Source organism: Sphingosinithalassobacter sp. LHW66-3 (genome assembly GCF_050703275.1).
GTDB lineage: Bacteria > Pseudomonadota > Alphaproteobacteria > Sphingomonadales > Sphingomonadaceae > Sphingomonas.
Genome location: NZ_CP193482.1, coordinates 831,625 through 856,273, shown reverse-complemented (window position 1 = coordinate 856,273; position 24,649 = coordinate 831,625). Strand labels below are relative to the sequence as shown.

Sequence of the window (24,649 nt, the reverse complement as noted above, 5' to 3'; positions counted from 1 at the left end):
TCTATCGTCCTTATTCGGCGGCCAGCATCTTGGGCTTGGTGGCGGGCGGCGCCCCGGCGGGAAGCGGCTTGTCTGCCGCCGGATCATAGTGCGCGTCGGTGAGCGGCTTTTCGTCGCGGAGCTTGCCGCGCACGGTCATCCAGACGTTGTAGACCATGAACAGGGCGCCCAGCAGGTAGAGCCCGCCGCCCGCGGCGCGGATCAGATAATAGGGCTGCATCGCGACGACGACTTCGGCGAAGCTGTAGACCAGATAGCCGTCGGGCCCGTATTCGCGCCACATCAGCCCCTGCATGATGCCCGCCACCCACATCGAGGAGGCGTAGAGCACGATGCCCAGCGTCGCCGCCCAGAAGTGCCAGTTGACCATGCGCAGCGAGTAGAGCCGCTCACGGTTCCACAGGCGTGGGACCATGAAATAGACCGCGGCGAAGGTGATCATTCCGTTCCAGCCGAGCGCGCCGGAATGGACATGGCCGATCGTCCAGTCGGTGTAGTGGCTGAGCGAGTTGACGCTCTTGATCGACATCAGCGGGCCTTCGAAGGTCGCCATGCCGTAGAAGGCGAGCGCGAGCACCATCATGCGGATGATCGGATCGGTGCGGATCTTGTCCCACGCGCCCTGGAGCGTCATCAGGCCGTTGATCATGCCGCCCCAGCTCGGCATCCACAGCATGACCGAGAAGACCATGCCCAGCGTCTGCGCCCAGTCGGGCAGCGCGGTATAGTGAAGGTGGTGCGGACCCGCCCAGATGTAGAGGAAGATCAACGACCAGAAGTGGATGATCGACAGCCGGTAGCTGTAGATCGGACGCTCGGCCTGCTTGGGCACGAAATAGTACATCATGCCCAGGAAGCCGGCGGTGAGGAAGAAGCCGACGGCGTTGTGGCCGTACCACCATTGGGTCAGCGCATCCTGCACGCCCGAGAAGGCGGAATAGCTCTTCGTGCCGAGGAAGCTGACCGGGACCGCCAGATTGTTGACGACGTGAAGCATCGCCACGGTGACGATGAACCCGAGATAGAACCAGTTGGCGACGTAGATGTGCGGCTCGTGGCGCTTCAGGATCGTCGCGACGAAGACGGCGAGATAGGCGACCCAGACGATCGTGAGCCACAGATCGACATACCATTCGGGCTCGGCATATTCGCGCGCGGCCGTGACGCCCATGACGTAGCCGGTGGCGGCGAGGACGATGAAGAGCTGATATCCCCAGAAGACGAAGCGGGCGAGGCCGGGGAGCGCCAGCCGCGCGCGACACGTCCGCTGGACCACGTAGAAGCTCGTCGCGATCAGCGCATTGCCGCCGAAAGCGAAGATCACCGCCGAGGTGTGGAGCGGGCGCAGGCGCCCGAAGCTGGTGTATTCGATGCCGAGGTTGAGCGCCGGAAAGGCGAGCTGGAGCGCGATGTAGAGCCCGACCAGAAAGCCGACAACGCCCCAGAAGACCGTCGCGATCGTGCCCCATCGCACGACTTCGTCGTCATATTCGCGAGCGACGCGCTTGGGCGGCGCGTCCTTGCTGGCGTGCGTCATTGCCGCATAGGCGGCGATCAGGCCCGCGCCCGCGAAGATCGCCATGTGCACGGCGAATGCAGGATCCGCTGTGGCGGCGGCGGCAAGCAACGCCAGGATCGCGAGGAATAACCAGGCAAAACCCCTGGTGACGACATCGTCCATGTTCGGCCCCTATCTTCGCCCTTTGTGGGCTGCGCTCTTCGGGGCGGGATGGCCGCAGCGATTTGATCGCGATCAAATTCGCCGATGCTCGGCTTCCGGCCCGTGGCGTTCCTGTATGAAGAGCACCCGGTCCTCAGAAATACGTAGAGGTACGAGCAGGCAGGGCGGCGCAGTAGAAAGGGGCCGCGGGTGGGAACCCTTTGCCGCCGATGCGTTGACGGGGGGAGCGAAGGAGCAGCGCCAATGCAGATCCCCTATTGCGGCACGCCACCGGTTCCCGCCGAGCTGCTCGGCCGATTCAACGCCGATCCGGTGCTGATCGCCGTGCTTCTGTTGATCGCGGGGCTGCACTTGCGGCGCGTGGCGCGCAGCGGTGGCCCGACGGGGGCGGTGGCGGTCGGATGGGCAGTGACGGCGGCAGCGCTGCTCTCGCCGCTCTGCGCGCTGTCGGTCTCGCTGTTTTCCGCGCGCGTGGGGCAGCACATGATCCTCGCGCTGATCGCCGCGCCGCTGATCGCGCTCGGCCTTCCCCGCAGCCGCGAGGCATCGGCCGGCGCGATGCTGGCGAGCGGAGCGGCGTTCGCGGCGGCGCTGTGGCTGTGGCACATGCCGGCGCCCTATGCCGCCACCTTCCGCTCCGATCTGATCTACTGGACGATGCACGCCACGCTGTTCGGAAGCGCAGTGCTGCTGTGGCGCGACTTGGTCCAGCACCGCGTCGGCGGCACCTTTTCAGTGCTGGCGCTGGGTGGCCTCACCAGCGTTCAGATGGGGCTGCTCGGCGCGATCCTCACCTTCGGCGCGGGTGCGATGTTCCCCGTGCATTACGCGACAACCGCGGCCTGGGGGCTCTCGCCGCTCACCGATCAGCAGCTCGGCGGACTGCTGATGTGGGTGCCGGGGCTGATCTTCTTTCTGGTCGCCGCGAAACGAACTGTCGACGCCGTGTTTTCTGCGGACGCAGCGCCGCACGCCCCCTGATGCCTGTCGATCTCGCGTCGCTTTCGCTGGTGCTGCTCCTGGCGATCTTCGTCGGCGCGGGGGTGGTCGTCTGGCAAGCCGGAACGCGAATGACGCGGCTGGTCGATACCTTCGCGGAGCGAACCGGACTCGGCCAGGCCTTCGCCGGAATGCTATTGCTGGGCGGTATCACTTCGCTTCCCGAAGTGGCGACGGTCGGCACCGCCTCGGCAACCGGCAATCCGGCGCTCGCTGTCAACAATCTGCTCGGCAGTGCCTCGATCAACATCCTGCTGCTGGCGATCGCCGATCTGGTGTTCGGCAAGGATGCGCTCACCTCGCGCGCGGCGCGGCCCGCGACGCTGATGCAGGGCACGTTCGGAATGGTGCTGCTTTCCGGTGTCGCGATCGCCTGCGTGACCGGCGATTTCGAGGTGCCGTATCTCGGCACTGGGATCGGCACGCTGGTGCTGGCGTTCGGCTGTATCCAGGCGCTTCGCATCTCGGCGCGGTTCGAGCGCGAACATGTGTGGGAAGTGGTCAACCAACCCGAAAACCGGAAGGGCGAGCGCGAAAAGGACGAGCGCCCCACCGGCCGAGTGATCCTGTGGCTGGTGGTAGCTGCGGTGTCCATTCTGGTCGCCGGATCGGTGCTTTCGCTCACCGGCGACGCCATTGCGCAGAAGACCGGACTAGGCGCTTCGATGGTCGGCTTTGCCCTTGTCGGGCTGGGAACGTCGCTTCCCGAGCTGAGCTCGATCTTCGCGGCCTTGCGGCTGCGGCGCTACGAGATGGCGATCGGCGACATCTTCGGAACGAACCTGTTCAACGTCCAGCTGCTGCTGCTCGCCGATCTGGTCTATCGTGACGGGCCGGTGCTGGCGAATGCCGGCACCTTCGAAGTCGTCGCCGCGGGAATGGCGACGATCATGACCGGGGTGTTCGTGCTTGGGCTTCTCGAGCGGCGCGACAAGACGATCCTGCGCATGGGCCATGATTCGGCAATCGTCCTGCTGGTGTTCGGCTCAGGTCTCTTCCTGCTGTCGCGCTTCATCTAGGGGACCAGCAGCGCGGGGACGGTCTGGTACAGCACGCCGGCGACCGAAACGATCACCAGCAGGCGGACCGAAACGATCCACAGCTTGCGGCTGTCGGCGTCGTTCGGTGTGATCCTGCCGACCAGGAACCAGCAGAGCAACAACAGTATCAGCACCACCAGCGTGGCGACGCCGATGGCGACGCGCGACGACGCCCCCGCCTCGCCGTTCAGCACGATGCCGACGCTCGCCGCGCCATAGACGAACAGGAAATGCGCGAACCAGGCACTCGGCGGCGTGAGCAGCAGCAGCCAGGTGGCGAGGGTGTGGATGGGGCCGCTCACCCGACCAGCCTCGACCAGCCGCCGATCAGCGCATGGGCTGCGATCATCTGCGGCGTCAGCAGCGCCGTCCAGAGCAGGCGCAGGCATTGCTGCCCCACGCGCTTCTCGCGGTACACGCGCTCGCGCATCGCCGCCACCGCCATGAACAGCGCATAGATGGTGACGGCGACGATCAGCTGGCCGTTGAGGAAGCTGAACGTGTAGACCATCGCGCCATAGCTGGTAGCGCTCGGCACGATGTGCCACTTGCCCGCCAGTTCGACCGCGAAGGCGGCGAGCAGCAGCACGACCGACAGCAGCAGCCAGAACAGATATTTGCCCTTCGGCGCGCCGCGCGCGGGCAAGGTGGCGCTCGAGGCCCAGAGCGTCAGTGCGCTGAGACCGACCAGCGCGGACGAGACGAGCTGCGACCAGAGCAGCGGCGGTTCGATTCCCGGTGGAGGCCATGCCCCCGGCCGTCCGCCCCAGAGGAAGAACCAGCCGAACACCAGGCAGGCGAAGATCATCCCGAAGACGACCACCAGCACCGAGGTGGACCAGAAGCCGTGGTTCTTCGTGCCCGAGACGTAGCGCGGCAGCATCAGCCCCCCGCCGACATGGACCGGCTCGCCCGGCTCGCCATCCAGCTCCCACAGCCAGCGGCAGGCGGAATAGATCGCGCCGACGCCGAATATCGCTGCCAGCCACAGGATCTTCACGGTCAGCGAGAGGAAGAATCCGGCGGTACCGATCGCAGTGAACAGATGCCACACGCTGGGGCCGGGGATCGTCATCAGATATTGCGGCGTCGCGTTGATCGGGCTGGTGACGATCGTTTCGCGGCGCCCGGTCGGCGCATCCGGAAGGAACCACTGCCCCTTCTCGACTTCGTCCGAAAGGTCGGGGTTGGTCCACAGCGGCTCCCGGCTGTCGATCACCGGCAGCGAGCGCGCCGCGTAATCGCCCTGCGGCAGCCATTCGAGCGTGCCGCCCTTGTACACGTTGCCCGCCGGCGGCTCGCCGAAGCGAAACTTCTGGATCAGGTCGAAGACGACGATCGCGACGCCCGCGGCGAGGATCAGCGCGCCGATGGTGGAGACCATGTTGACGAAGCCGAGCCCCTGATCGGGCAGATAGGTGTAGACGCGGCGCGGCATGCCCATCAGCCCCGTCCAGTGCATGATGAGGAAGGTGCCGTTCATGCCGATGAACATCAGCCAGAAGGCCACCTTCCCGCGCTTCTCCGACAGCGCGTTCACGCTCACCATCGGCGTCCAGTAATAGATGGCGGCGAACAGCGGGAACACCATCCCGCCGATCAGCACGTAATGGAGGTGGGCAACGACGAAATAGCTGTCGTGCGCCTGCCAGTCGAACGGCACCATCGCGACCATCACCCCGGTGAGCCCGCCCATCACGAAGATCACGATCGCGCCGATCACGAACAGCGCGGGTACGTTGAGCTCGATCTTCTTCGCCAGCATCAGCGTGGCGATCCACGCGAACACCTGAACCCCCGCGGGGATCGACACCGCCATCGACGCGGCGGAGAAGAAGCTCACCGAGATGTCGGGAATGCCCGCCGCGAACATGTGATGCGCCCACACGCCGAAGCTGATGAACCCGGTGGCGATCAGGGCGAAGACGACCAGCCGGTGCCCGACGAGCGATTTGCGCGCGACGACCGGCACGATCATCGACGTCAGCCCCGCCGCCGGCAGGAAGATGATGTACACCTCCGGATGGCCGAAGAACCAGAAGAGATGCTGCCACAACAGCGGATCGCCGCCCGCCTCGGCGAGGAAGAAGGGCCAGTGGAACGCGCGCTCGAGCTCGAGCAGGATCGTCGAGAGGATGACCGCGGGGAAGCCGACGATGATCATGCCCGCGAAGACCAGCATCGCCCAGCCGAAGATCGGCAGCTTGTCGAGCGTCATTCCCGGCGAGCGGGTGCGCAGCACGCCGACGACGATTTCGATCGCGCCGGCGATGGCGCTGATCTCGATGAAGCCGATGCCGAGCAGCCACCAGTCCTGATTGCCGTCGGGCGAAAAAGTGTAGCTGGTGTGCGGCGGATACATGAACCAGCCGCCATCGGGCGCCACGCCCCAGAACAGCGACGTGAAGAACACGAGGCCGCCGATCAGATAGGCCCAGAAAGCGAAGGCGGACAGGCGCGGGAAGGGCAGGTCGCGCGCCGCGAACATCTGCGGCAGAAGCAGCACCCCCATTGCCTCCACCGCGGGCACGGCGAACAGGAACATCATGATCGTGCCGTGCATGGTGAAGACCTGGTTGTAGGTCTCCTGCCCCATGAACTCGTTCAGCGGCATCGCGAGCTGAAGCCGCATCAGCACCGCCAGGATGCCGCCCAGCACGAAGAACAGCAGCGCCGCGCCGACATACCAACTGCCGACATAATCGTTGTTGACGACGGTGAGCACGCGCCAGCCGCCGGGTTTCTCCCAGACCTTCTCCAGCAGCTCGAGCTCGCCCTCGGGCCGCTCGGAGCGGTCGGGCAGCCGGGCCTTCGCCCGCTCGAAGGCCTCGCATTCCTCTGCGTCGGTCATTCGAGCATCGAGAGCCATTGCGAGACTTCATGCGCCTCGGCTTCGGACAAATAGGGATAGGCGGGCATGAGGTTTCCGGGCTTCACTTCCTCGGCATGACGCGTCCAGCGCGTGAGATTCTCGGTCGTGTTCGGCAGGATGCCGGCGGCGATGGTGGTGCGGGTGGCCAGGTGGGTGAGTTCGGGCCCGGTGATGCCGCCCGCGATCATGCCGCGCACGCGATGGCAGCTGCCGCAGCCCAGCGCGTCGAAGCGGCGGGCGCCCGGCGCATTGGCCAGCGCGGGCGGAATAGGAAGCTGCTGATTGGCTTCCCAGGCCGCATAGTCGGCGGGCGGCAGCGCACGGACGCGGAACTGCATCAGCGCGTGCGGGCCGCCGCAATATTCGGCGCAGATCCCGAAATAGATGCCCGGACGGTCGGCCTGAAGGTTCAGATGATTGATCCGGCCGGGCACCATGTCGCGCTTGCCGCCCAGCTGGGGCACCCAGAAGCTGTGGATCACATTGGTCGAACGCAGCTCGAGGTGCACCGGGCGACCGACCGGGATCACCAGCTCGTTCGCCGTCTCGAAACCGGGATAGTTGATGCGCCACCACCAGCGCTCGCCGGTGATGCGCACGTCGAGCGCACCCGGACGCCGCTCACTGCTCGCGAGCGAGGCTGTCATGGTCAGCCCGATTACCAGCAGCACGGTGAGCACGCCGATCGGGAAGAAGAAGCCGAGCGCCAGCACCGTGCGCTCGTTGGCCAGCCGCGTCTTCAGTCTTTCCGAGCCGCGCAGAGCAATCCAGAGGAAAGCGAGCACGAGCAGCAGGATCAGGCCGCCGCCGATGAACAGTGCCCAGCTGAGCACCGCCACCGGATGCGCGGCGGGGCCTGCGCTTTCCAGCACGAGCGCGGCGCCTTCGGTCACTGCCCGGTCGCTCCTGGCATGTGGCTGCTCCTCCCGAGAGCCTGAATGCCTCGGTCCGCCAATGGTTGCGGCTCAACTCGTTTCGCTTCCGAAAATCGTCCGGAATTCGGGAACGCGAGCGGCGCTGGAGGTTTGTGGCTGCATGGGGCAGCTCTTCAGCCAGCGCGCGGACCGTCGGCTGCGCCGGATCGCGCTGGCGGTTCTGGCACTGGCGGTGCTGCTGTTCGCATGGGGGATGATGCGGACGAGCGGCGCGGCGGCAGGCGACGTCGGCAAGCCGGTGCCGCAGCCGATCCCGTTCAGCCATCGCCAGCATGTCTCGCTGGGGCTCGATTGCGCCACCTGCCACGAAACGGCGGATACGGCCGCCGAGGCGGGCATGCCCGGGACCGAGACTTGCCTTGCCTGCCACGACGACCTGTTCCGGGGCACCCGCGCGCTCCAGCCGCTGCACGAGGCGGCGCAGTCGAACCGGCAGATCGCCTGGAACGCCGTGACGAACCTGCCGGAGGTCGCACGCTTTCATCATGGGATGCACGTGCGCTCGGGCGTGCCCTGCGCCGCATGCCACGGCGACGTTGCGACGATGGAGACCACGACCAAGGCCAAGCCGCTGACGATGCAGTGGTGCGTCGAATGTCATCGCGAGGTGCAGGATCCGGCCTCCGACAGTGCGATCCGGCCGATTTCGGAATGGCATCGCGACCTCACCGATTGTTCGGTGTGCCATTATTGATGGCGCGCGACCCGGCTCTCGACGTCGCACGGGCGGCCTATCCGGAGCTGGCGGAAGCGGCGCTGGTCGACCGGCGCATGGCGCTGAAGCTGATGGCGGCATCGGCCGCGCTGGCGGCGGCGAGCGGCTGTACCGGGCCGGGCGAGCGGCGCACCCTTGCCGCCGGAGGATCGCGCGCGACCGTGCCGACCACACTGGAGCAGAACGGCCTCGGCTTCGGCGTCACCGTCGAAACCGTCGACGGCCATCCGGTGAAGATCGAAGGCCATCCCGAGCATCCCGCGAGCCTTGGCCGCAGCAATGTCTTCGCGCAGGCCGCGCTGCTGACGCACTATGATCCGGAGCGGCTGCGCCGGCCGGTGCTCGACGGCCGCGAGGCCGGATGGGATGCCGTGCAGCGGTTGCTCGCTGGGCTGCGCGAGGATGGAGGCGCGGGGCTGCACATCCTGATCGAGCCCGCCGCCTCGCCGACGCTCGAACAAATGGTGGGGGAGGCGCAGGCGGCGCTGCCGCGTGCGCATTTCTACCGCCACCGCGCGCTGCCGCTTGCCCTCACGCCGCAGCCGGATTTCGGCGTGGATGTGATCGTTTCGCTCGGATGCGATTTCCTGGGTCCGGGTCCGGCGCAGGTCGCCAATGCCGCCGCCTGGATCGCCGCACGTCGCCGCGCCCGGGCCACCGGACGCACATCTCGGCTGGTGGTGATCGAAAGCGTGCCCTCGCTGACCGGCGCGCGCGCCGATCTGCGCATCGCGGCGAGCCCGTCCGAGATGACCGCGCTCGCCGCGGCGCTGGCCGAGCGCTCGCTCGATCGTCTGCCGCCCGCGCTCGGCGCCAGTCTTGCAAATGCCGGACGCGTCGAGCTGGTGGCGGGGCAGGAGGCGCCGGCGGCGGTGCGCGCGGCGCTGCGAACGAGCGGCGACGGCGACCCCGCGCCTGTGCTGGAAGGCGCTGCCCTGCAGCCCTTGCCGATGCTCGCCGAGGCGCTCGCGGCCGGGAACGTCCGGACGCTTCTCATCCTCGGCGGCAATCCGCTCTACGATGCGCCGCCCGACCTGCGAATTGCCGAGCGGCTGCGGCGCGCGGGAACGAGCCTGTATCTCGGCAGCGAGGCGAACGAGACGGCGGTTGCCTGCCGCCACCGGCTGCCGTCCAAGAGCGCACTGGGGCGGTGGGGCGACCTGAGTGCATTCGACGGGACCGTCTCGCTGGTGCGACCTGTCGTGCGCGAGGCGGGGCTGACCGCGATCGAGCTGCTGGCGGCGCTTGCCGGACGCGCACCCGATGGCGAGGCGCTGGTGCGTGCCACGCACGGCCTGGACAGCGCCGAGCTCGATGCCCTGCCGGGCGGTATCCTGATCCCGGGTGCCGCTCCCGCGCCAGGGATCGTCGCGCCGCCTGTTCCGGCACCGACGCCTCCGGTCGCGCCCGGCACCGTCGCGCTCGTCCTGCGACCAAGCGCCAATCTGTGGGACGGGAGCCTGTCCGGAAATGCCTGGGCGCAGGAGCTTCCCGATCCGATCACGGGCGTTGCCTGGGGAAATGCCGCGACGCTGGCACCCGAGGATGCGGAGGCGTGGGGCATCGCCGACGGCGAGCTGATCGAACTCGCGGCCGGATCGGCCAGCGTGACCGCGCCCGCCAAGCGGCTGGCAGGGCAGGCGCGCGGCACCGTCGGTCTCGCGCTCGGCTATGGCCGCCTCACCGGCCTTGGCGCGGATGTCGGCGTCAACGGCTTCGCGCTCGCCGGGAACGGGCTGGTGCGCGAGGGCGTGCGGCTGCGCAGGGCAGGCGGCACCGCGCGGCTGATCTATCCCAATGAACCCTTCCGCACCGGCGAGAACGACCCGGTGCGCTGGGTCGCCCCGGGCGAGGCGGTCGCCGCGGCCGAAGACACGCCCGGTTTCGCGACACCGCGGCCGCAGGCGGCGAAGCAGTGGGGCATGGCGATCGATCTCGATGCCTGCATCGGCTGCAACGCCTGCACGATCGCCTGTCAGGCGGAAAACAACATCCCCGTCGTAGGGCCGGAGGAAGTGGCGATGGGCCGTGTGATGCACTGGATCCGTGTCGATCGGCACGAATCCGGCGACGGCGGCAACCCCGCGAGCGCGCATCAGCCGGTTCCCTGCATGCATTGCGAAACGGCGCCCTGCGAGCCCGTTTGCCCGGTCGAGGCGACGACTCATTCGAGCGAGGGTCTCAACCAGATGACCTATCAGCGCTGCATCGGCACGCGCTCCTGCTCGAACAACTGCCCCTACAAAGTCCGGCGCTTCAACTGGTTCGACTATGCCGCCGACGCGCCGATGCCCGAACGCGGGCAGAATCCCCGCGTCCACGTTCGCGAACGGGGCGTGATGGAGAAATGCACCTATTGCGTGCAGCGGATCGAAGCGGTGCGCACCGGAGACGCGGAGGGGCCGCCGGTGACCGCGTGCCAGCAGGCGTGCCCGACCCGCGCGATCGTCTTCGGCGACATCTCCGATCCCGAAAGCGCGGTGGCGGAGGCGCGGCGCAGTCCGCGCAATTACGCGCTGCTCGACGGGCTGAATCTTCAGCCGCGCACGACCTATCTCGCCCGCGTGAAGGCCGGTGACTGAGGATCGGATCCATGTGCGCAGGGCCGATGCGCTTGCGTCGATGCCGCTGGCGGAACGCTATGGGTGGCGGTGGCGGCTGGCCATCGCTGCCGCGGGGCTGTGCACGCTGCTGCTGATCCCCGGCCTCGGCCTGCCGCTGGTCGCCGGGATCGGCGTGTGGGGAAACAACATTCCCTTCGTCTGGGGCTTCGATCTCGCCAATTATGGTTGGTGGATCGGCATCGCGAACGGGGCGGCGCTGTTCGCGGCGCTGCTCGTGCTCTGGCGGGCGCCGCTGCGGGTCGCGACCAATCGGCTGGCCGAAACGCTGGCGCTGGCCGCTGCGGTATGTGCCGGCCTCTATCCGGTCTTCCATCTCGGCAAGCCTTGGCTCGCCTGGTGGATGGCACCGGTGCCGCAGCAGACGGGGCTGTGGCCGCAGCCGATGAGCCCGCTAACCTGGGATTTCTGGGCGATCCTCGCCTATCTCAGCACCATCGCGCTGTTCTGGTATATCGGCATGCTGCCCGATCTGGCGCGGCTGCGCGATCAGGCACGCACCCGGCGGACGGCCCGGCTCTACGGCGTTGCCGCGCTCGGCTGGTACGGGTCGCAGCGGCAATGGGCGCTGCAGCAGCGCGCGTACCGCGTTATCGCCCTGTCGGTGATCCCCTTCCTGTTCGTGATGCAGACGATCGTCTCGCTGGAACTCGCCATCACCATCGTTCCCGACTGGCACGATACCGGGCTGCCGGTGCGCATGGTGGTGAACGGCTTCGCGTCGGGCCTCGGCATGGTGCTGTTCGTCTCTGCCACCTTCGGCCGCACCCTGCAGGTGACCGAGGGTGGCCGCGACGGCGTGCTCGACCGGCTCGGTCGCCTGGTCCTCGCGACGGCCCTGATCGCCGCCTTCGTGATCGCGCTGACCACGCTCATCGAATGGCTCGGCCCGGAAGGCTCGGGCACCGTCCGGCGGTGGACCAGCGGGACCGGTGCCTGGCTCACCTGGGCGAGCGTCGGCCTTGTGACGCTGGTTCCGCAGCTCCTCTGGTTCGAGCCGGTGCGCCGCAGCCGCCTGTTCGCCGCGCTGATCGGCCTCGGCATCGCCGCCGGCGTCTGGATCGACCATTTCGTGGTGATCGTGCTTGGCCTGTCGGAGGACCGGCTGATCGCCCCGCCGAACCTCTATCGGCCGAATTGGGCGGAGGTCGCGCTGCTGGCCGGCACGATCGGCCTGTTCGCGCTCCTGCTGCTGCTCGCCGCCCGGATCGTGCCGCTGATCGCCCGCTACCATGTCCGCGGCGAAGAGGTGCCCGAATGATCGTTGCGGTGTTCGAGCGCGAGGATGCGGCGCGGCATGCCCTGAACCGGATCGGGGGGCGTTGGCCGGCGGTGCTGGAGAGCGGAACGCCGCTCGAGCACTCAGGCGAGGAGCAACGCCTCGGTCGGATCATCGCCCGGGCCGCGGCGGCAGGCGCGGTGGCCGGCGCGGCGATTGCCGTCGCGGTGCAATGGTGGACCGCCACCATCGCCTATCCGCTCGACATCGGCGGCCGCCCGAGCCCAGCCTGGGGCAGCTATGTGCCGGCGGCGATCGCGCTCGCGATGCTTTGGAGTGCGGCGGCGGCATTCGTCGCCTTTCTGGTGGCGAGCGGCTTGCCCCGATTGCATCACCCTTTTCTCGCGAGCGAAGCGCGCGATGCGCTCTATCGTGGCTGTGTCCTGCTTTCGGTCGCGTGCCCCAAGGAGGAGCACGGCGAGGCCGAAGTGTTGATCGGCGAGGCTAGGCCAAGCAGCATCGTGGTGGTCGAGGAATGATCCGGAGCGCGCCGCCCCGCTGGGCCTGGAGCATCGTGCTGCTGGCGACGGCGGCAGCGGCTGCGCTCGGATTCGTGGCGCCGCCGCTGAGCGGATGGCGGCAGGCGGTCACGGTGATCGCGGGATTGGGCGGAGGCTCGGTGCTGCTCGCGATGATCGGCCGGCTGCTCGGGCGCGAGTGGCTTGAAGTGCTCGAGGACGAGTTGCTTCCGGGCGGCGCGCTGCTGCTGCTTGCCGCGGTGCTGGTGCTCCCCTTCCTTTCGGTTGCGGCACCGGACCCGGGCACTCTCTTCGCGTCCGAGGGGCTGACGCCCCAGCGCGCCTGGTGGTTCGCGCCCGGGGCGATGGCGCTGCGGTTCGTGCTGTTCGTCGCGGCAGGAGCAGCGCTGGCGGCGGCGATGACCTGGTGGACGCGGGCGCGGCGGAAGATCTCGGCGCTCGGCTTGCCGGCATTCGCGGCGCTGTTCGCGCTCGCCGCAATCGACTGGATCGTGATGCGCGCTCCGTTATGGTGGACGGCGCTGCAGCCGATCGGCTTCGTGGTGAACCAGCTTACCGGAGCGCTCGCGCTCGCCTTCGTGTTCAACATCGTCCAGCGCGAGAAGACCGATCACGCGGCGCTGGCCAGCGTCGCTGCCGCGCTGCTTACGCTGGCGCTGCTCGGGCTGTGGATCGGTTTCGTCCAGTATCTAGTCGCCTGGTATGGCAATCTGCCCGCCGCGGCCGCCTGGTATCAGGTCCGCGGAGGCGCACTCCCCTGGCTGCTGCCGGCGGCGATCGGCTTGCAAATCACCGGTGTGCTGGTGTTGCTGGCCCGGCGGAGCAAGCGCACGATGCTGGGAGCGTCAGTGGCGCTTCTAGTGGCTTATCTGCTGCATGGCCTCTGGATCGCGGGTCCGATGCTTCCCGATGGGCCCGCGGACTGGGCGGTCTTTGCCGGGCTGCTGGTGCTGGCGGCATGCTGGCTGGCGCTGCTTGCGCGCTGGTACGACGCGAAGATCGTCTCGCGCGAACGAACCGAGGGGCCGCAATAGCTGCCGCCCGGATGCATCCTCGGCACCGCCAAGGCGTTGGCTCCGAAAGAAATGCGAACAGCGGAGACGATCATGTCAGACGAAAAGGACGCAAAGAAGCCGATGCCGGCGGACGGTCGCGACGGCCGGAAGGGTGCGCCGGATGGAGTGTCGAGCACGGCCTCGGGCGGAGCGAGCCAGGGCGACAGCTATCCGACGCCGCGCGGCGCGGGCGGTGCGGGAGACCGCAAGCCATTCGGAAAACATGGTGGCCAGTCGACGATGGGCTATCACGGGCCCGAGCAGCTCGGCGACGAGGAAATCGAAGACGGCGGTAATCCGAACGCCGGAAGCCAGACCGGCTGAACTGACCGGCGGGGGCCATCGGGAGCCGTGTCAGCCCGGAAGACGTACGAAGCTGGGTGCCACATGATAGGGCAGCTTCTCGAGCTTCAGGCCTTCGCGCGCGACCAGCTCCTCCGCGGCGCGCGTCGCACCGGCAACGAGGCCATAATCGTCGAACAAGATCAGCCCGCCCGGCACCATGTGCGGGAAAAGCTGCTCGATTGCGAAGGCGGTGGGTTCGTACACGTCCATGTCTAGATGCAGCAGCGCCACGCGCAGCTCGGGCTTGCGCGCGAGCAGATCGGGCAAGGTTTCGAACACATTCCCCTCATGCAGGTGCACGTTGCCGATTGCCTTCTCGGCAAAGAGCTGCGCGAGCGTCGCGCGTGCGATTCCCTCGCCGCGCTCCCCCTCGAAGCGTTCGATGAAGTCGCGGTCGCTGGCATCGTCCACGCCGTCGCGCGGGAACGCTCCGAACGCGTCGAGCCCGTGAATTTCGCGGCTTCCCTCATGCTCGAGCAGCGCCCGGTACATCGCGAAGCGCATCAGCGACGCACCCTTGTACACGCCAAGCTCGACCAACGCGCCCGGAAGCCCCTGAATTTCCCGATAGAGCTCCAGATGGGCTAGCAGCTTGCCCATGCGGCCGACCTGCCCGCGCAGGTAGAAGGTGTTCTCGGCCTCGGCGGCCGCTTCGGCAGGTGCGGGAAGATAGGGCATGGCGAGCCTTTCGAACGGGCGCAGTGCCGGCTCGGCACCGATCCTCTTCATTCTAGCCCGATCCGGTCCGGAGGGACGGCGGGGTAGGAAATTATTTCCTAGTCGGCCCCGACGGCAATGCGGCGCTTCTATAATTGGAGGGATCGCAACTACCGATTTGTCCCGTTCTGGAGTGCCGATGCGCGATTTGCCCGCCCTGTTCGACAACGCGACCGGCGCCGTGTCGCACGGACGGCGTTGATGCGGATCCTGTTCTATCTTCCGGTCGTCACCCCCTGGTGGTTCGAGAACAAGATTGCTCCGATCCTGCACAGGATCGCCGCACTTGCCGAGGTGCATGTGCTCGCGCCGACTCCCTGGCGAAACACCGGCATCGGGCCCGACCAGCTCGGCCAGTGCCTCGGCCTCGAAACGGTCAAGTGGCAAATCATCGACGGCGCGGACTCTGCGAGCCTTCGCACGGGGGGAGGCGATACGGCCGAGCTGGTGGCGCATGTGCGGGATCTGGCGCCCGACCTCACTCTGTGCCGAACCGCCGACTTCGAGACCGCCCGCAAGTTTCCCGGGACCGTGCGGTTCCTGATGGAGGGCGCCGCTGCGCCGTTCCACTTCGACGCCGCGCTCACGATCACCGACCAGCCGTTCGTCAACGGCGCAATGCCGGAGCTGGGTGCCTCCGATCGCGCAACGCTCGACGCCCTGATCGCTCCGCTCTGGGCCGAGATGCGCGCTCACTGGCAGCGCGCGATTCCCGATCGCGGTGCGGTGTTCCGGCAGGCCGGCATTCCCGAGGACAGGCCGATGCTGCTCCTGCCGCTCGAATATGAGCATGAGGAGAATTTCTTCCTCCAGCATCGCGTTCCGCAGGTCAGCAACCGCGCGCTGGTCACGAAGACCGCAAAGCAGCTTGCAGGCAAATGCACGCTGGTGGTGACCGATCATCCGCTGAATGCGCGGCATCTCGATCGGCGGGGCCTTCGCGACACGATTGCCCAACTCGGAAAACGCGTGATTCTTGCCGAGCCGACCATTCTGGGCTTTCCCGCCACGCTCACGCTTGCGGTCCATGCCGACGGCATGTTGCTGGGTGATTCGAAAAGCTTTGGTATGGCTGCCGCTTTCGGCGTCCCGATCCTGCGCCGCTCGCGTTTCACCAGCGCCAGCTGGCTCAACGCGGAAACCGATCTCGGCCGGTTCGTCGCCGCCGCTCGTTCGGGCGAGGCCCGGGCCCCGTCCGAGGAAGACACGCGGCTCTGGTTTGCCTATCACTTTGCGAACGAAGCCTTTTATTCGCGGGACCCCGATCTGACGGGATCGGAGCTGATCGACCGGGCGCTGCGGCCGGTGAATCCCGAGCGCTGGCCGGCTGGCATCGGGCGAATTCGCGCAGTGAAGCCGGAGTATCTCCATTGATCGCTCCCGCAATCGTCCGGCCGAGCCCGCTCGCCGCGCACGCCGCCTGCGACTGGTTCGCCGAAGTCATCGCCGGCGAACGGCGCGCGCTCGAACAGCTCGAACGCGGGGTCCCGGCCAGCGTCGCCGCCGCGGTCGAACGGATCGCTGCGCAGGAACGTCCGCTCACCTGCGTCGGCGTGGGGAAATCGGGATTAGTCGCGGCGAAAGTCGCGGCGACCTTCTCGAGCCTCGGCACGCCGGCCTTCTTCCTCAATGCCGCCGAGGCCGCGCACGGCGATCTGGGAGCGGTGCAGGAAGGCAATGTCGTTCTGCTCTTCTCGAACAGCGGAACGACCGAGGAGATCTGCCGCATCCTGCCGCTGCTGCGCGCGCGCGAATGCATTCTGATCGGCGTCGTCGGACAGACGGATTCGCCGCTCGGCCGCGCGGTCGATCATCTGATCCCGGCAATGATCGAGCGCGAGGCGGACCATATCGGCATGGCGCCGACCGCCAGCACGACTCTCCAGATGGCGATCGGCGACGGGCTGGCCGTTGCCGCCAGCCGGGCGCGGGCGTTTACCCGCGAGGATTTCCTGCGCCACCATCCGGCGGGCCTTCTCGGCCGGCAGATGATCCCGGTGCGTACCCTGATGCGAACCGGTGCCGCCTTGCCGACGGTGCTCCCCTCGGCTTCCGTGGCGGAACTGCTCGCCGTGATGTCGGGCCGCCGGATGGGCGCCGCCTGCGTCGTCGATCATGCCAACCGACTTCTCGGTCTTGTCGTCGACGGCGACATCCGACGCCATTTCCAGGCCCGGCACGACGTGTACGACACCCAGGCGCATGCGCTGATGCAGCGCGCGCCGCAGGTGATTGACATCGGGGCGACGCTCGGCGACGCGATCCTGATGCTGCGCGAGCGTGGCGGCGGCGGGCTCCTCGTCCTGCCGGTGACCGATTCCGAGGGGCAGCTGCACGGCATGCTCCACGCGCACGACATCCTGAACGGTTGAGCCCATGAACATCGTTGCCTTCATTCCCGCCAAGGGAACCAGCGAGCGCGTCGCCGGAAAGAACACGCGCGTCCTCGACGGCGAGCATCTCTTCAAGCGCAAGCTGCGCCAGGCGCTCGACTGCCCGGCGATCAGCGAAGTGTGCCTCGACACCGAAAGCGACGCACTGGCCGAGCTCGCCAGCGATCTGCCTGTTTCGCGGCTGGTTCGCCCGGCGGAGCTCGCCACCAACGCCACCGACGGCCATGCGCTGTTCGCGTGGGAGTGCGCGCAGCGGCCCGACGCCGATCTGTGGGTGCAGCTGCTGTGCACCGCTCCCTTCATCACTTCCGACACCATCGCGCGCGCGATCGCTGCGCTGCTCGCCGATCCGCAGGCCGACAGCCTCGTCGGAGTGAGCAGGGCGAAGCAATATTGCTGGAACGGCCAGACACCCGCCTATGGCACCGGCCGGGTCCCCAACAGCGTCGATCTTCCCGCCACGGTGATCGAGGCGATGAGCCTCTACATCGTGCGGCGCACCGGCAACGCACCCGCTACTCGCCGCTTCGGCACCAAACCGATCCTGTTCGATCTCGACCCGCTCGAGCAGATCGACATCGACCATGACAGCGATCTCGCGATCGCCGAGACGGTCGCTGCGGGGCTGCGCGCCGCCGAAGTGACACGTTTCCGCGCGATGCGCTCGCATCTCAGCTCGTCGATCCTGTCGGACATCTCGAAGGAGCGCGGCATGCGGGTGGTGCTCCCCTCGGCGCTCCGGCCGACGAGCGGCGGCAAGCTGCTGGGGCGCGCCAAGACGCTCGAGCTGACGGCGCTCGCGCAGCGGCCCGACCGCGCACCAGGAGGCGCATGGAACGGGATCTACGATGCGCTGCAATCCTATCGCTTCGTGCGGCCGGGGGACGTCATCATGGTCGCCACCGACGTTCCCGAACATGCCTATTTCGGCGATCTCAACGCCAATCTCGCGATCCGTTCGGGCGCGGTGGGGGCGGTGATCGACGGTTCGACTCGCGACACAGCCGATGTGCGGGCGCTGGGCCTGCCGGTCTTCGCGCGCAACCAGACCTGCGACGACATCAAATATGAAGGCACGGTCAAGGCGATGAACCGGCCGATCACCATGGGCGGAATCCGTATCTGCAACGACGATGTCGTGTTCGCCGACGAGGACGGCGTGATCGTCATTCCCCGCGCCGACTGGCCCGCGATCGAGGAAGCCGCGTGGGAGATGCTCTCGAACGAGGCGCGCATCCGCATGCAGGCCGCGCGGGGGCGGGACGTGAACGCGATTCTCGACGAATGCGGGCTGTTTTGAGGAAGCCATGATGAAGACCGTGAAGCTGGGCGCGATCGAAATCGCCAACGACAGGCCGTTCGTGCTCGTCGCCGGTCCGTGCGCGATGGAAAGCCGCGCGCATGCGTTCGAAATGGCCGATGCGCTGACCGGCATGTGCGCCGAGCTGGAGATCGGGCTGATCTACAAGAGCTCGTTCGACAAGGGCAACCGGACGTCGATCGATGCGCCGCGCGGTATCGGAATGGCGCCCGCGTTGGACGTGTTTGCCGAACTGCGTGCGCGCTACGGATGTCCGGTCCTCACCGACGTGCACGAAGCGGGGCAGTGCGCCGTCGTCGCCGAGGCGGTCGACGTGCTGCAGATTCCCGCCTTCCTGTGCCGCCAGACCGACCTGCTGGTTGCGGCCGCGCACACCGGCCGGGCGATCAACGTCAAGAAGGGGCAGTTCCTCGCGCCGTGGGACATGAAGCATGTCGCCGACAAGATCGCCGCATCGGGCAACGAGAACATCATCCTGTGCGAGCGGGGAGCGAGCTTCGGCTACAACACGCTGGTGAGCGACATGCGGGCGCTGCCGATCCTGGCGGAAACCGGCTATCCGGTGATGTTCGACGCCACCCACTCGGTACAGCAGCCGGGCGGGCAGGGGACCAGCTCGGGCGGCCAGCGCGAATTCGTGGCGCCGCTCGCGCGCGCCGCCGTCGCGGTGGGCGTGGCTGCGGTGTTCATCGAGACGCATCAGGATCCCGACAGCGCCCCGAGCGACGGGCCCAACATGGTCCCGCTGCGCGACATGCCGGCGCTGCTGCGCCAGCTCAAGGCGTTCGACGGCCTCGTCAAGCAGGCGGCCTGAGCGCCGCTCGGTTCAGCGCGCGGCCTGGCCGCGGCGCAGGAGCAGGTGCACCGCGTCGGCAACGGCACGACTGCGCGCGAGGAGAATGCCGGTTTCGGTGGAGCCCGGGCGATAGGTGGTTCCGTCGAGCCGCTCGACCACGCCGCCGGCTTCTTCGAGCAGTAAAGCTCCGGCCGCATGATCCCAGACGAGCGTGCGCCAGTAGAGCGCGAAGTCGCGCTCGCCCAGCGCCACCAGCGGGTATTCGTGCCCTGCGCAGCGCAGCGTCGGAACGATCTCTGCGACGCCGGCGGTGAGCGCAGCTACCGCATCTCGCTTCGCCTCGGGCATGGCGAAGCTGCTGACGATGCCGGCGAGCTCGGCCGGGTCCGCACGGGCAGCAGCGGCGGAGTCGAGCCGTTGCCCGTCGCACCATGCTCCACCGCCGCGCTCGGCGACCATCATTCGGCCGCTCAGCGGATCGTGAATCCACGAAGCGATCGTGATGCCGTCGCGGAGCAGCGCGACCATCACTGCGAAGGGCGCGCGCCCGGCGGCGAAATTGCCGGTGCCGTCGACCGGATCGACGACCCAGACCAATCCCTCGCCCAGCCGATCGAGCAGTTCCGGCGCACGCGCGCAGCGTTCCTCGCCGACGAACAGCGCCTCAGGCACCAGCGCCAGCAGCCCGTCGGCTAGCGCTGCTTCAACGGCGTGATCGGCCGCGGTCACGAGGTCGCCCGGGCCCTTTTCCTCGATCTCGTGCGCGTGCAGCGCGCGGTACCGGGGCGCGATCTCGCGCGCCGCAACTGCGCGGATCAGGTCCGCGACCTCCTCGGATAGCCGGTTCGTCATGGCGGTCCGCGCCTAGCCGAGGATTCCCCGCCGGGCGAGAGCGTGTATGCGCCGCAGTCAGTCGAGCTCCCGAAGAAAGCGGCGCAGATCGGTGCTCAGCGCCTCCAGCCCGGCCTCGTCCTCGAACACCGAATGTCCCGCGGCATAGAGGTGCGTGCTGCGCCGGTCGCGCGGAACGCCCGCCTGATCGAGCGCGAAGATGCCCGCTTGCGGCGGCGTCGTGATGTCGTAGATGCCGCCGCCGGTGAACACCCGCAACGTCGGCTTCTCCGCCATCGCACGCACCAGAAACGGCGCGAAATCCGCCAACTGGTAGGAGCCGCCGACGCCGCTCCAGTCCCATTTGAAATTGATGCCGAGATTGAGGCTTCGGTATTCGCTGGCAAGCGGATAGCCGAGCTCGTCCTCCAGATAGCGGGCGATCAGCCGGCCGGTTTCGGTGCCGAGGGTCATCGACGGGTCGTCGAACGGCGGGTGGAAGTTGGACTCGGCGATCGCCCGGGTCACGCGGGCGTCGAGCTGGCCGGTGCGCAATCCGCGCTCGCCGAGCAGCTCTAGCATGAAGCGCTGCTTGTCGAGTTGCAGTCCCGCCTGCGCCAGCTGCTCGGCCGGAATGCCGATCAGCGCCGACATGCCCTCGGCGACGCGCTGCCGCTCGGCATCGGGCAGGTCCACTCCGCGCGCGAGCGCAGGGAGATATTCGGTACGCGCGAACTCGAGCGCCTCGGCGAAATGCTCCTGCGCGGTGCGGCCGCGCCGGTCGATCGCCTCGTGATACCAGGCGACCGCCGCCAGCGTGGGAAAGAGCACCAGCTCGGACGCGAGCGGGCCTGACGAGCCGCCGATCGCAAGCGAGAGGAGCGCGACGCCCTGGGGCAAGGGCTGCCCCGCCTCCATCTGCGCGTTGAGCACGGCAAGGGCGCGCGCGGTGCCGTAGCTTTCGCCTACCAGCACCACCGGCGATTGCGTCCGGCCATTGGCTTCGAGCCACTGCTGGATCATCGTCGTCACCGCGGCGGCGTCGCCGCTCACGCCGAACAGGCTGCTCGCGTCCGCGCCCTCCACCGGCATGCTGACGCCCGTGCCCGGCGGGTCGATGAAGACGAGATCGGCCACGTCGAGAAGACTGTAGGGATTGTCCGCCAGCGCCGCCGCCTCGCCCTCGCCGACGATGCGGCGCGGGCCGAACGCGTTCATGTGCAGCGGCGAGGAGGACGCGCCGGGGCCGCCGTTGAAGATGAACACGACCGGGCGCTCGACGCGGTTCGGCACGTCGCGCGCGACATAGCCGAAGCTGACCGCCACCGCCGCCGGCACGCCCTGCGCGTTCGCGATCGGCTGTTCGGTGACGATTGCGTCATAGGCGACCGGCGTTCCGTTGAAGACGCCGCGGTGCTGCGTCGTCACGACGCTGGCGGTGGCCTCGGCGCGCGGCACCATCGGCTCCATCGCGCGCAGGAAGGCGGGCGGCATCGGCAGGTTGGGGTCCTGCGCGGCGGCGGGCTGGATCGCGGCTGCGGCGAGCGCGAGCGGCAACAGGCGTGTGGCGATGCGAAGCGGCATGAAATCTCCCCTTGTTGCGTCCGCCATCACACGCTCGGCAGCGCGTCGATCAGGCGTTCGATGTCGTCCATGTCGTTGAAATGCGACGGGCAGACGCGGAAGCGATTGCGCGACAGCGTGATCTTCACGCTCGCCTGCTCGAGCGGCTCGGAGAGGCGCGCATGGGCTCCCTCGAGAACGCAGGTGAACAGCGGCGCGCGGCATTCCGGCGGTGTCGCCACGCGATAACCCTTGCGCGGCAGTGCTTCGTGCAGCCGGGCGAGCATCGGCATGCGATGCGCCACGATCCGCTCGATCCCCAGCGCGAGCAGGTGCCGCAGCGACCAGTCGAGCTGAACCGCCACCGCATGCGAATGGGTGCCCATTGCGAAATGTCCCTGCGCGTCGTCGCGCGGCGCGATGTCGGCGATCGTCTCGCCGGGCGGATCGAACGGATAGACGTGCGGCTCGAAACGCGCGACCTGATAATAGCCGAAGCGCGGGCGCTGGATCTCGGCCAGCCGGTCGGCGCGGGCATAGAGGAAGCCCAGGCCGAAATCGCCCATCAGCCATTTGTAGCTGGCGCTCGCGGCGAAATCGACGCCGCTCGCGCGCACGTCGATCGGCACGGTGCCGGCGGCATGGATGATGTCGGCATAGACGCGCGCACCACGCGCATGGGCGATCGCGCAGATTGCTGCGAGATCGTGCTCGAAGCCGTTATAGGTGGAGACCAGCGACAGGCTCACCAGTCGCGTGTCGTGCGTGATCGCGCGCTCATAGGCCGCCACGTCGATGCGGCCGTCGACGGGGCGCAGCCAGGCGACGTCCATGCCGCGCTTCGCCAGCTCCTGATAGAGGTAGAAGGAGCCGAAGAAGTGCAGCGTGTCGGTGACGATCCGGCCGCCCGATGCGGGAATGCCGAGCGCGTCGATCACCAGCTGCTCGCCGGCGGTGGTGCTCTGAACGAACGCGATTTCGGCAGGCGTGGCGTTGATCAGCTGCGCGAAGCTGGCCTTTGCGCGTTCTTCCGCCTCGTGAGTCGGATAGGAGCGGGCCGCAGCGCGCGCGTCGTGATAGGCCTGGACCGCCTGGCGTGCGCCGAGCGGCACCGGGTGCATCGTGCCCGAATCGAGATATACGCCCGGCATCGGCGCGAAGCTTGTCTTGTCCGGGAGCGCCTGGCCGCCGAGCCGCGCGCCTGCGCCCAGCGCGACGGGGAGCGTGCCCGCGCCCGCGAGCAGGGTGCGACGGGAGAATCCGCCGCTCATCGAGACCGATGCGTTGCGGAGAGGACGGACGAGAACATTTCGTCAGGCTAGCGCAAGCGCGCTGAATAGATTTTGCGCATTTGCACGCGATTGATTTGTAGTCCCGCGCCGGTCGCGCGGTTCCTGCACGCAGCCGGGCGCGCCATGCGCATAAAAATGCCCTCCGCCTTCCTCTAGGCTGCGTGCCGGCAATGGAGGAGACGGCGATGCGAGGCTTGGGTCTGACGATGGCGGCGGGACTTGCGCTGGCGGGCTGCACCACGGCGCGGACCGAGCCGCAGTCGGCAGCTGCAGCGGCGGCGCTCCCGGAATGTGCCTCCGGGGCGGTGGGCACACGCCAGACCGCGGCGATCGGCGGCAGCGAAATGGCATACCGCGTCTGTGCCGGTACGCTGGCGGTGCGCGACGCAGCGGGGGTGCTGCTCGCCGAGCTTTTCTACACCGCCTATCTTGCGACCCCGAAAGCCGGGCACACGCGGCCGATCAGCTTCGTCTGGAACGGCGGACCCGGCGCGGATTCGCGGTTGCTGCATTTTCACGCGCTGGGCCCGAAGACGCTCGAGGACGGTGCGCTTGCGGACAATTCCGCCAGCCCGCTCGCCGCGAGCGACCTGGTATTCCTCGACCCGGCGGGAACAGGTTTCAGCCGTCCGGCGTCCGATGCCGCCGCCGCCCGGCTCTATTCGACGACGGGCGATCTCGCCGCGACAGCTGCCTTCATCCGCGCCTTCCGTGAGGCCTATGGCCGCGAGGCGGCGCCGCTCTATCTGATCGGTGAGAGCTTCGGCACCTGGCGCGCCGCCGGAGTGGCCGAAATGCTGATCGACGACGGCGTTGACGTGGCGGGCATGGCGCTGATCTCGGGCGGGATCCCCTTGGGCGAGGAGAGCGACCGGCCGCTGATGCGCGCACTTTCGCTGCCCAATCGCACCGCGACGGCGCTCGCGCTCGGCCGGCTCGACCCGGCGCTGCAGGCGGAGCCCGAAGCGACGCTGGCAGCGGCCGAACGCTGGGCCAGCGCGGTCTGGTATCCGGCGCTGCGCGATCCGGCGGCGCTTTCGAGCGACGCGCGGGCCGAAGTGATCGCGGGGCTGGCGCGCTATCACGGCCTGCCGCCCGAGCGGATCGATGCCGAGACGCTGTGGATCTCGCCGCGCGACTTTCGTACCGGCCTCCTCGCCGAACGCGGTGCGACGCTCGACATCTTCGACATGCGCGAGACGCGCGCGGAGGATGCGGCCGCGCAAGCGGCGGAGGAGCGCGCGGTGATCGCCTATTATCGTGAGACGCTGGGGGTTCGCGACGGCGCCTATGCCGGGATCGAAGTCGATCCGCTGCCGGTGGGCGCGGAATGGGGCTATGATCAGGCGCCGATCACCGAGGAATCGCTCGCCCGTGCGATCGCGGGAGAGGGGCCGCCCAGCCCGTCGCAGCCCTGGACGCTGCGCGCGATGCGGAAGGCGCCGGCGCTTCGGACCTGGGTCGCCGCGGGGCTGTACGATTCGCTGAACAGCTGCGCCGCGAACGCTGCGACGGTTGCGGCATTGCCGGCGGATATTGCGGCGCGCATCACGCTGCGCTGCTATCCCGGCGGACATATGATGTACGACGCCGAAGGGCAGGCCGAACGATTCGGCAGCGAACTCTCGGCGTTTCTGGCCCCCGAGAGCTCCGATCCGTGAACCGACTAGCCGGATGATGCAGCAATGCGCCGATTTACTTCGTGACGCATCATT

21 protein-coding genes are annotated in these 24,649 nt (G+C 68.1%); 13 read left to right on the top strand and 8 right to left on the bottom strand.

Annotation, left to right across the window (positions count from 1 at the left end; all coding sequences use genetic code 11):
• Positions 1-10: 10 nt before the first annotated feature.
• The gene (gene ccoN, locus ACQ450_RS03925; RefSeq protein WP_431470589.1) at positions 11-1,681 is read right to left on the bottom strand and encodes a cytochrome-c oxidase, cbb3-type subunit I; all 1,671 of its coding nucleotides are present in this window, start codon (positions 1,679-1,681) and stop codon (positions 11-13) included.
• Positions 1,682-1,924: 243 nt separating this feature from the next.
• On the opposite strand from ccoN, the gene ACQ450_RS03920 reads away from it, so the two are divergent.
• The gene (locus tag ACQ450_RS03920) at positions 1,925-2,662 is read left to right on the top strand and encodes a cytochrome c oxidase assembly protein (RefSeq protein ID WP_431470588.1); all 738 of its coding nucleotides are present in this window, start codon (positions 1,925-1,927) and stop codon (positions 2,660-2,662) included.
• The gene (locus ACQ450_RS03915; RefSeq protein ID WP_188055242.1) at positions 2,662-3,699 is read left to right on the top strand and encodes a sodium:calcium antiporter; all 1,038 of its coding nucleotides are present in this window, start codon (positions 2,662-2,664) and stop codon (positions 3,697-3,699) included. The genes ACQ450_RS03920 and ACQ450_RS03915 overlap by 1 nt, the downstream gene beginning before the upstream one ends.
• On the opposite strand, the gene ACQ450_RS03910 is transcribed toward ACQ450_RS03915, so the two are convergent.
• Genes ACQ450_RS03910 through coxB form a run of 3 tightly spaced genes read right to left on the bottom strand, consistent with a single transcriptional unit; the run spans position 3,696 to position 7,485 of the window.
• Positions 3,696-4,022 (bottom strand): hypothetical protein, encoded by a 327-nt coding sequence (locus tag ACQ450_RS03910; RefSeq protein ID WP_431470587.1) that lies wholly within the window; start codon positions 4,020-4,022, stop codon positions 3,696-3,698. The genes ACQ450_RS03915 and ACQ450_RS03910 overlap by 4 nt on opposite strands.
• Complete coding sequence (locus tag ACQ450_RS03905) at positions 4,019-6,571, bottom strand: cbb3-type cytochrome c oxidase subunit I (protein ID WP_431470586.1); 2,553 nt, start codon at positions 6,569-6,571, stop codon at positions 4,019-4,021. The genes ACQ450_RS03910 and ACQ450_RS03905 overlap by 4 nt, the downstream gene beginning before the upstream one ends.
• A complete protein-coding gene (gene coxB, locus ACQ450_RS03900) occupies positions 6,568-7,485 on the bottom strand; it encodes a cytochrome c oxidase subunit II (RefSeq protein WP_188055237.1) in 918 nt (305 codons plus the stop codon). Before coxB ends, ACQ450_RS03905 begins: the two co-directional genes overlap by 4 nt.
• Before the next feature lie 142 nt (positions 7,486-7,627).
• Between coxB and ACQ450_RS03895 the strand changes: the two genes are divergently transcribed.
• The 6 genes from ACQ450_RS03895 (at position 7,628) to ACQ450_RS03870 (ending at position 14,000) form a co-directional block, all read left to right on the top strand.
• The gene (locus ACQ450_RS03895) at positions 7,628-8,221 is read left to right on the top strand and encodes a cytochrome c3 family protein (protein WP_431470585.1); all 594 of its coding nucleotides are present in this window, start codon (positions 7,628-7,630) and stop codon (positions 8,219-8,221) included.
• The gene (locus ACQ450_RS03890; RefSeq protein ID WP_431470584.1) at positions 8,221-10,824 is read left to right on the top strand and encodes a 4Fe-4S dicluster domain-containing protein; all 2,604 of its coding nucleotides are present in this window, start codon (positions 8,221-8,223) and stop codon (positions 10,822-10,824) included. Before ACQ450_RS03895 ends, ACQ450_RS03890 begins: the two co-directional genes overlap by 1 nt.
• Positions 10,817-12,124, top strand: coding sequence for an NrfD/PsrC family molybdoenzyme membrane anchor subunit (gene nrfD / locus ACQ450_RS03885; protein WP_431470583.1), 1,308 nt, complete (start codon positions 10,817-10,819; stop codon positions 12,122-12,124). Before ACQ450_RS03890 ends, nrfD begins: the two co-directional genes overlap by 8 nt.
• Positions 12,121-12,621 carry a quinol:electron acceptor oxidoreductase subunit ActD gene (locus ACQ450_RS03880; protein WP_431470582.1) on the top strand — a complete coding sequence of 167 codons (501 nt, stop codon included), beginning with the start codon at positions 12,121-12,123 and terminating at the stop codon, positions 12,619-12,621. Before nrfD ends, ACQ450_RS03880 begins: the two co-directional genes overlap by 4 nt.
• On the top strand, positions 12,618-13,655 hold the full coding sequence (locus tag ACQ450_RS03875; RefSeq protein WP_431470581.1) for a hypothetical protein: 1,038 nt from the start codon (positions 12,618-12,620) through the stop codon (positions 13,653-13,655). The genes ACQ450_RS03880 and ACQ450_RS03875 overlap by 4 nt, the downstream gene beginning before the upstream one ends.
• Before the next feature lie 72 nt (positions 13,656-13,727).
• Complete coding sequence (locus ACQ450_RS03870) at positions 13,728-14,000, top strand: hypothetical protein (protein ID WP_431470580.1); 273 nt, start codon at positions 13,728-13,730, stop codon at positions 13,998-14,000.
• A 30-nt stretch (positions 14,001-14,030) separates the two neighbouring features.
• Here the strand turns inward: ACQ450_RS03870 and ACQ450_RS03865 are convergent, their stop codons facing one another.
• Complete coding sequence (locus tag ACQ450_RS03865; protein ID WP_431470579.1) at positions 14,031-14,750, bottom strand: TylF/MycF/NovP-related O-methyltransferase; 720 nt, start codon at positions 14,748-14,750, stop codon at positions 14,031-14,033.
• Between the two features lie 189 nt (positions 14,751-14,939).
• Here ACQ450_RS03865 and ACQ450_RS03860 point away from each other — a divergent pair, with 189 nt between their 5' ends.
• Genes ACQ450_RS03860 through kdsA form a run of 4 tightly spaced genes read left to right on the top strand, consistent with a single transcriptional unit; the run spans position 14,940 to position 19,266 of the window.
• Positions 14,940-16,112, top strand: coding sequence for a hypothetical protein (locus ACQ450_RS03860; protein ID WP_431470578.1), 1,173 nt, complete (start codon positions 14,940-14,942; stop codon positions 16,110-16,112).
• The gene (locus ACQ450_RS03855; protein ID WP_431470577.1) at positions 16,109-17,110 is read left to right on the top strand and encodes a KpsF/GutQ family sugar-phosphate isomerase; all 1,002 of its coding nucleotides are present in this window, start codon (positions 16,109-16,111) and stop codon (positions 17,108-17,110) included. Before ACQ450_RS03860 ends, ACQ450_RS03855 begins: the two co-directional genes overlap by 4 nt.
• Before the next feature lie 4 nt (positions 17,111-17,114).
• Positions 17,115-18,431, top strand: a complete 1,317-nt coding sequence (locus tag ACQ450_RS03850; RefSeq protein WP_431470576.1) for a cytidylyltransferase domain-containing protein — start codon at positions 17,115-17,117, stop codon at positions 18,429-18,431.
• Between the two features lie 10 nt (positions 18,432-18,441).
• Positions 18,442-19,266 carry a 3-deoxy-8-phosphooctulonate synthase gene (kdsA, locus tag ACQ450_RS03845; RefSeq protein ID WP_431471272.1) on the top strand — a complete coding sequence of 275 codons (825 nt, stop codon included), beginning with the start codon at positions 18,442-18,444 and terminating at the stop codon, positions 19,264-19,266.
• 12 nt (positions 19,267-19,278) lie between these two features.
• Here kdsA and ACQ450_RS03840 read toward each other — a convergent pair whose 3' ends face one another.
• Genes ACQ450_RS03840 through ACQ450_RS03830 form a run of 3 tightly spaced genes read right to left on the bottom strand, consistent with a single transcriptional unit; the run spans position 19,279 to position 22,913 of the window.
• Positions 19,279-20,100 carry an inositol monophosphatase family protein gene (locus ACQ450_RS03840; RefSeq protein WP_431470575.1) on the bottom strand — a complete coding sequence of 274 codons (822 nt, stop codon included), beginning with the start codon at positions 20,098-20,100 and terminating at the stop codon, positions 19,279-19,281.
• A 57-nt stretch (positions 20,101-20,157) separates the two neighbouring features.
• On the bottom strand, positions 20,158-21,663 hold the full coding sequence (locus tag ACQ450_RS03835; RefSeq protein WP_431470574.1) for a S10 family serine carboxypeptidase-like protein: 1,506 nt from the start codon (positions 21,661-21,663) through the stop codon (positions 20,158-20,160).
• A gap of 26 nt (positions 21,664-21,689) precedes the next feature.
• The gene (locus ACQ450_RS03830; protein WP_431470573.1) at positions 21,690-22,913 is read right to left on the bottom strand and encodes an aminotransferase class V-fold PLP-dependent enzyme; all 1,224 of its coding nucleotides are present in this window, start codon (positions 22,911-22,913) and stop codon (positions 21,690-21,692) included.
• Positions 22,914-23,119: 206 nt separating this feature from the next.
• Here ACQ450_RS03830 and ACQ450_RS03825 point away from each other — a divergent pair, with 206 nt between their 5' ends.
• On the top strand, positions 23,120-24,595 hold the full coding sequence (locus ACQ450_RS03825; protein ID WP_431470572.1) for a S10 family serine carboxypeptidase-like protein: 1,476 nt from the start codon (positions 23,120-23,122) through the stop codon (positions 24,593-24,595).
• Positions 24,596-24,649: the final 54 nt, after the last annotated feature.

Excerpts from the sequence above, each read along its gene's own strand:
- ccoN (WP_431470589.1), bottom strand. The coding sequence starts at position 1,681 with ATGGACGATGTCGTCACCAGGGGTTTTGCCTGGTTATTCCTCGCGATC.
- ACQ450_RS03920 (WP_431470588.1), top strand. The coding sequence starts at position 1,925 with ATGCAGATCCCCTATTGCGGCACGCCACCGGTTCCCGCCGAGCTGCTC.
- ACQ450_RS03915 (WP_188055242.1), top strand. The coding sequence starts at position 2,662 with ATGCCTGTCGATCTCGCGTCGCTTTCGCTGGTGCTGCTCCTGGCGATC.
- ACQ450_RS03905 (WP_431470586.1), bottom strand. The coding sequence starts at position 6,571 with ATGACCGACGCAGAGGAATGCGAGGCCTTCGAGCGGGCGAAGGCCCGG.
- ACQ450_RS03895 (WP_431470585.1), top strand. The coding sequence starts at position 7,628 with ATGGGGCAGCTCTTCAGCCAGCGCGCGGACCGTCGGCTGCGCCGGATC.
- ACQ450_RS03890 (WP_431470584.1), top strand. The coding sequence starts at position 8,221 with ATGGCGCGCGACCCGGCTCTCGACGTCGCACGGGCGGCCTATCCGGAG.
- ACQ450_RS03880 (WP_431470582.1), top strand. The coding sequence starts at position 12,121 with ATGATCGTTGCGGTGTTCGAGCGCGAGGATGCGGCGCGGCATGCCCTG.
- ACQ450_RS03875 (WP_431470581.1), top strand. The coding sequence starts at position 12,618 with ATGATCCGGAGCGCGCCGCCCCGCTGGGCCTGGAGCATCGTGCTGCTG.
- ACQ450_RS03870 (WP_431470580.1), top strand. The coding sequence starts at position 13,728 with ATGTCAGACGAAAAGGACGCAAAGAAGCCGATGCCGGCGGACGGTCGC.
- ACQ450_RS03865 (WP_431470579.1), bottom strand. The coding sequence starts at position 14,750 with ATGAAGAGGATCGGTGCCGAGCCGGCACTGCGCCCGTTCGAAAGGCTC.
- ACQ450_RS03860 (WP_431470578.1), top strand. The coding sequence starts at position 14,940 with ATGCGGATCCTGTTCTATCTTCCGGTCGTCACCCCCTGGTGGTTCGAG.
- ACQ450_RS03850 (WP_431470576.1), top strand. The coding sequence starts at position 17,115 with ATGAACATCGTTGCCTTCATTCCCGCCAAGGGAACCAGCGAGCGCGTC.
- kdsA (WP_431471272.1), top strand. The coding sequence starts at position 18,442 with ATGAAGACCGTGAAGCTGGGCGCGATCGAAATCGCCAACGACAGGCCG.
- ACQ450_RS03840 (WP_431470575.1), bottom strand. The coding sequence starts at position 20,100 with ATGACGAACCGGCTATCCGAGGAGGTCGCGGACCTGATCCGCGCAGTT.
- ACQ450_RS03835 (WP_431470574.1), bottom strand. The coding sequence starts at position 21,663 with ATGCCGCTTCGCATCGCCACACGCCTGTTGCCGCTCGCGCTCGCCGCA.
- ACQ450_RS03830 (WP_431470573.1), bottom strand. The coding sequence starts at position 22,913 with ATGAGCGGCGGATTCTCCCGTCGCACCCTGCTCGCGGGCGCGGGCACG.
- ACQ450_RS03825 (WP_431470572.1), top strand. The coding sequence starts at position 23,120 with ATGCGAGGCTTGGGTCTGACGATGGCGGCGGGACTTGCGCTGGCGGGC.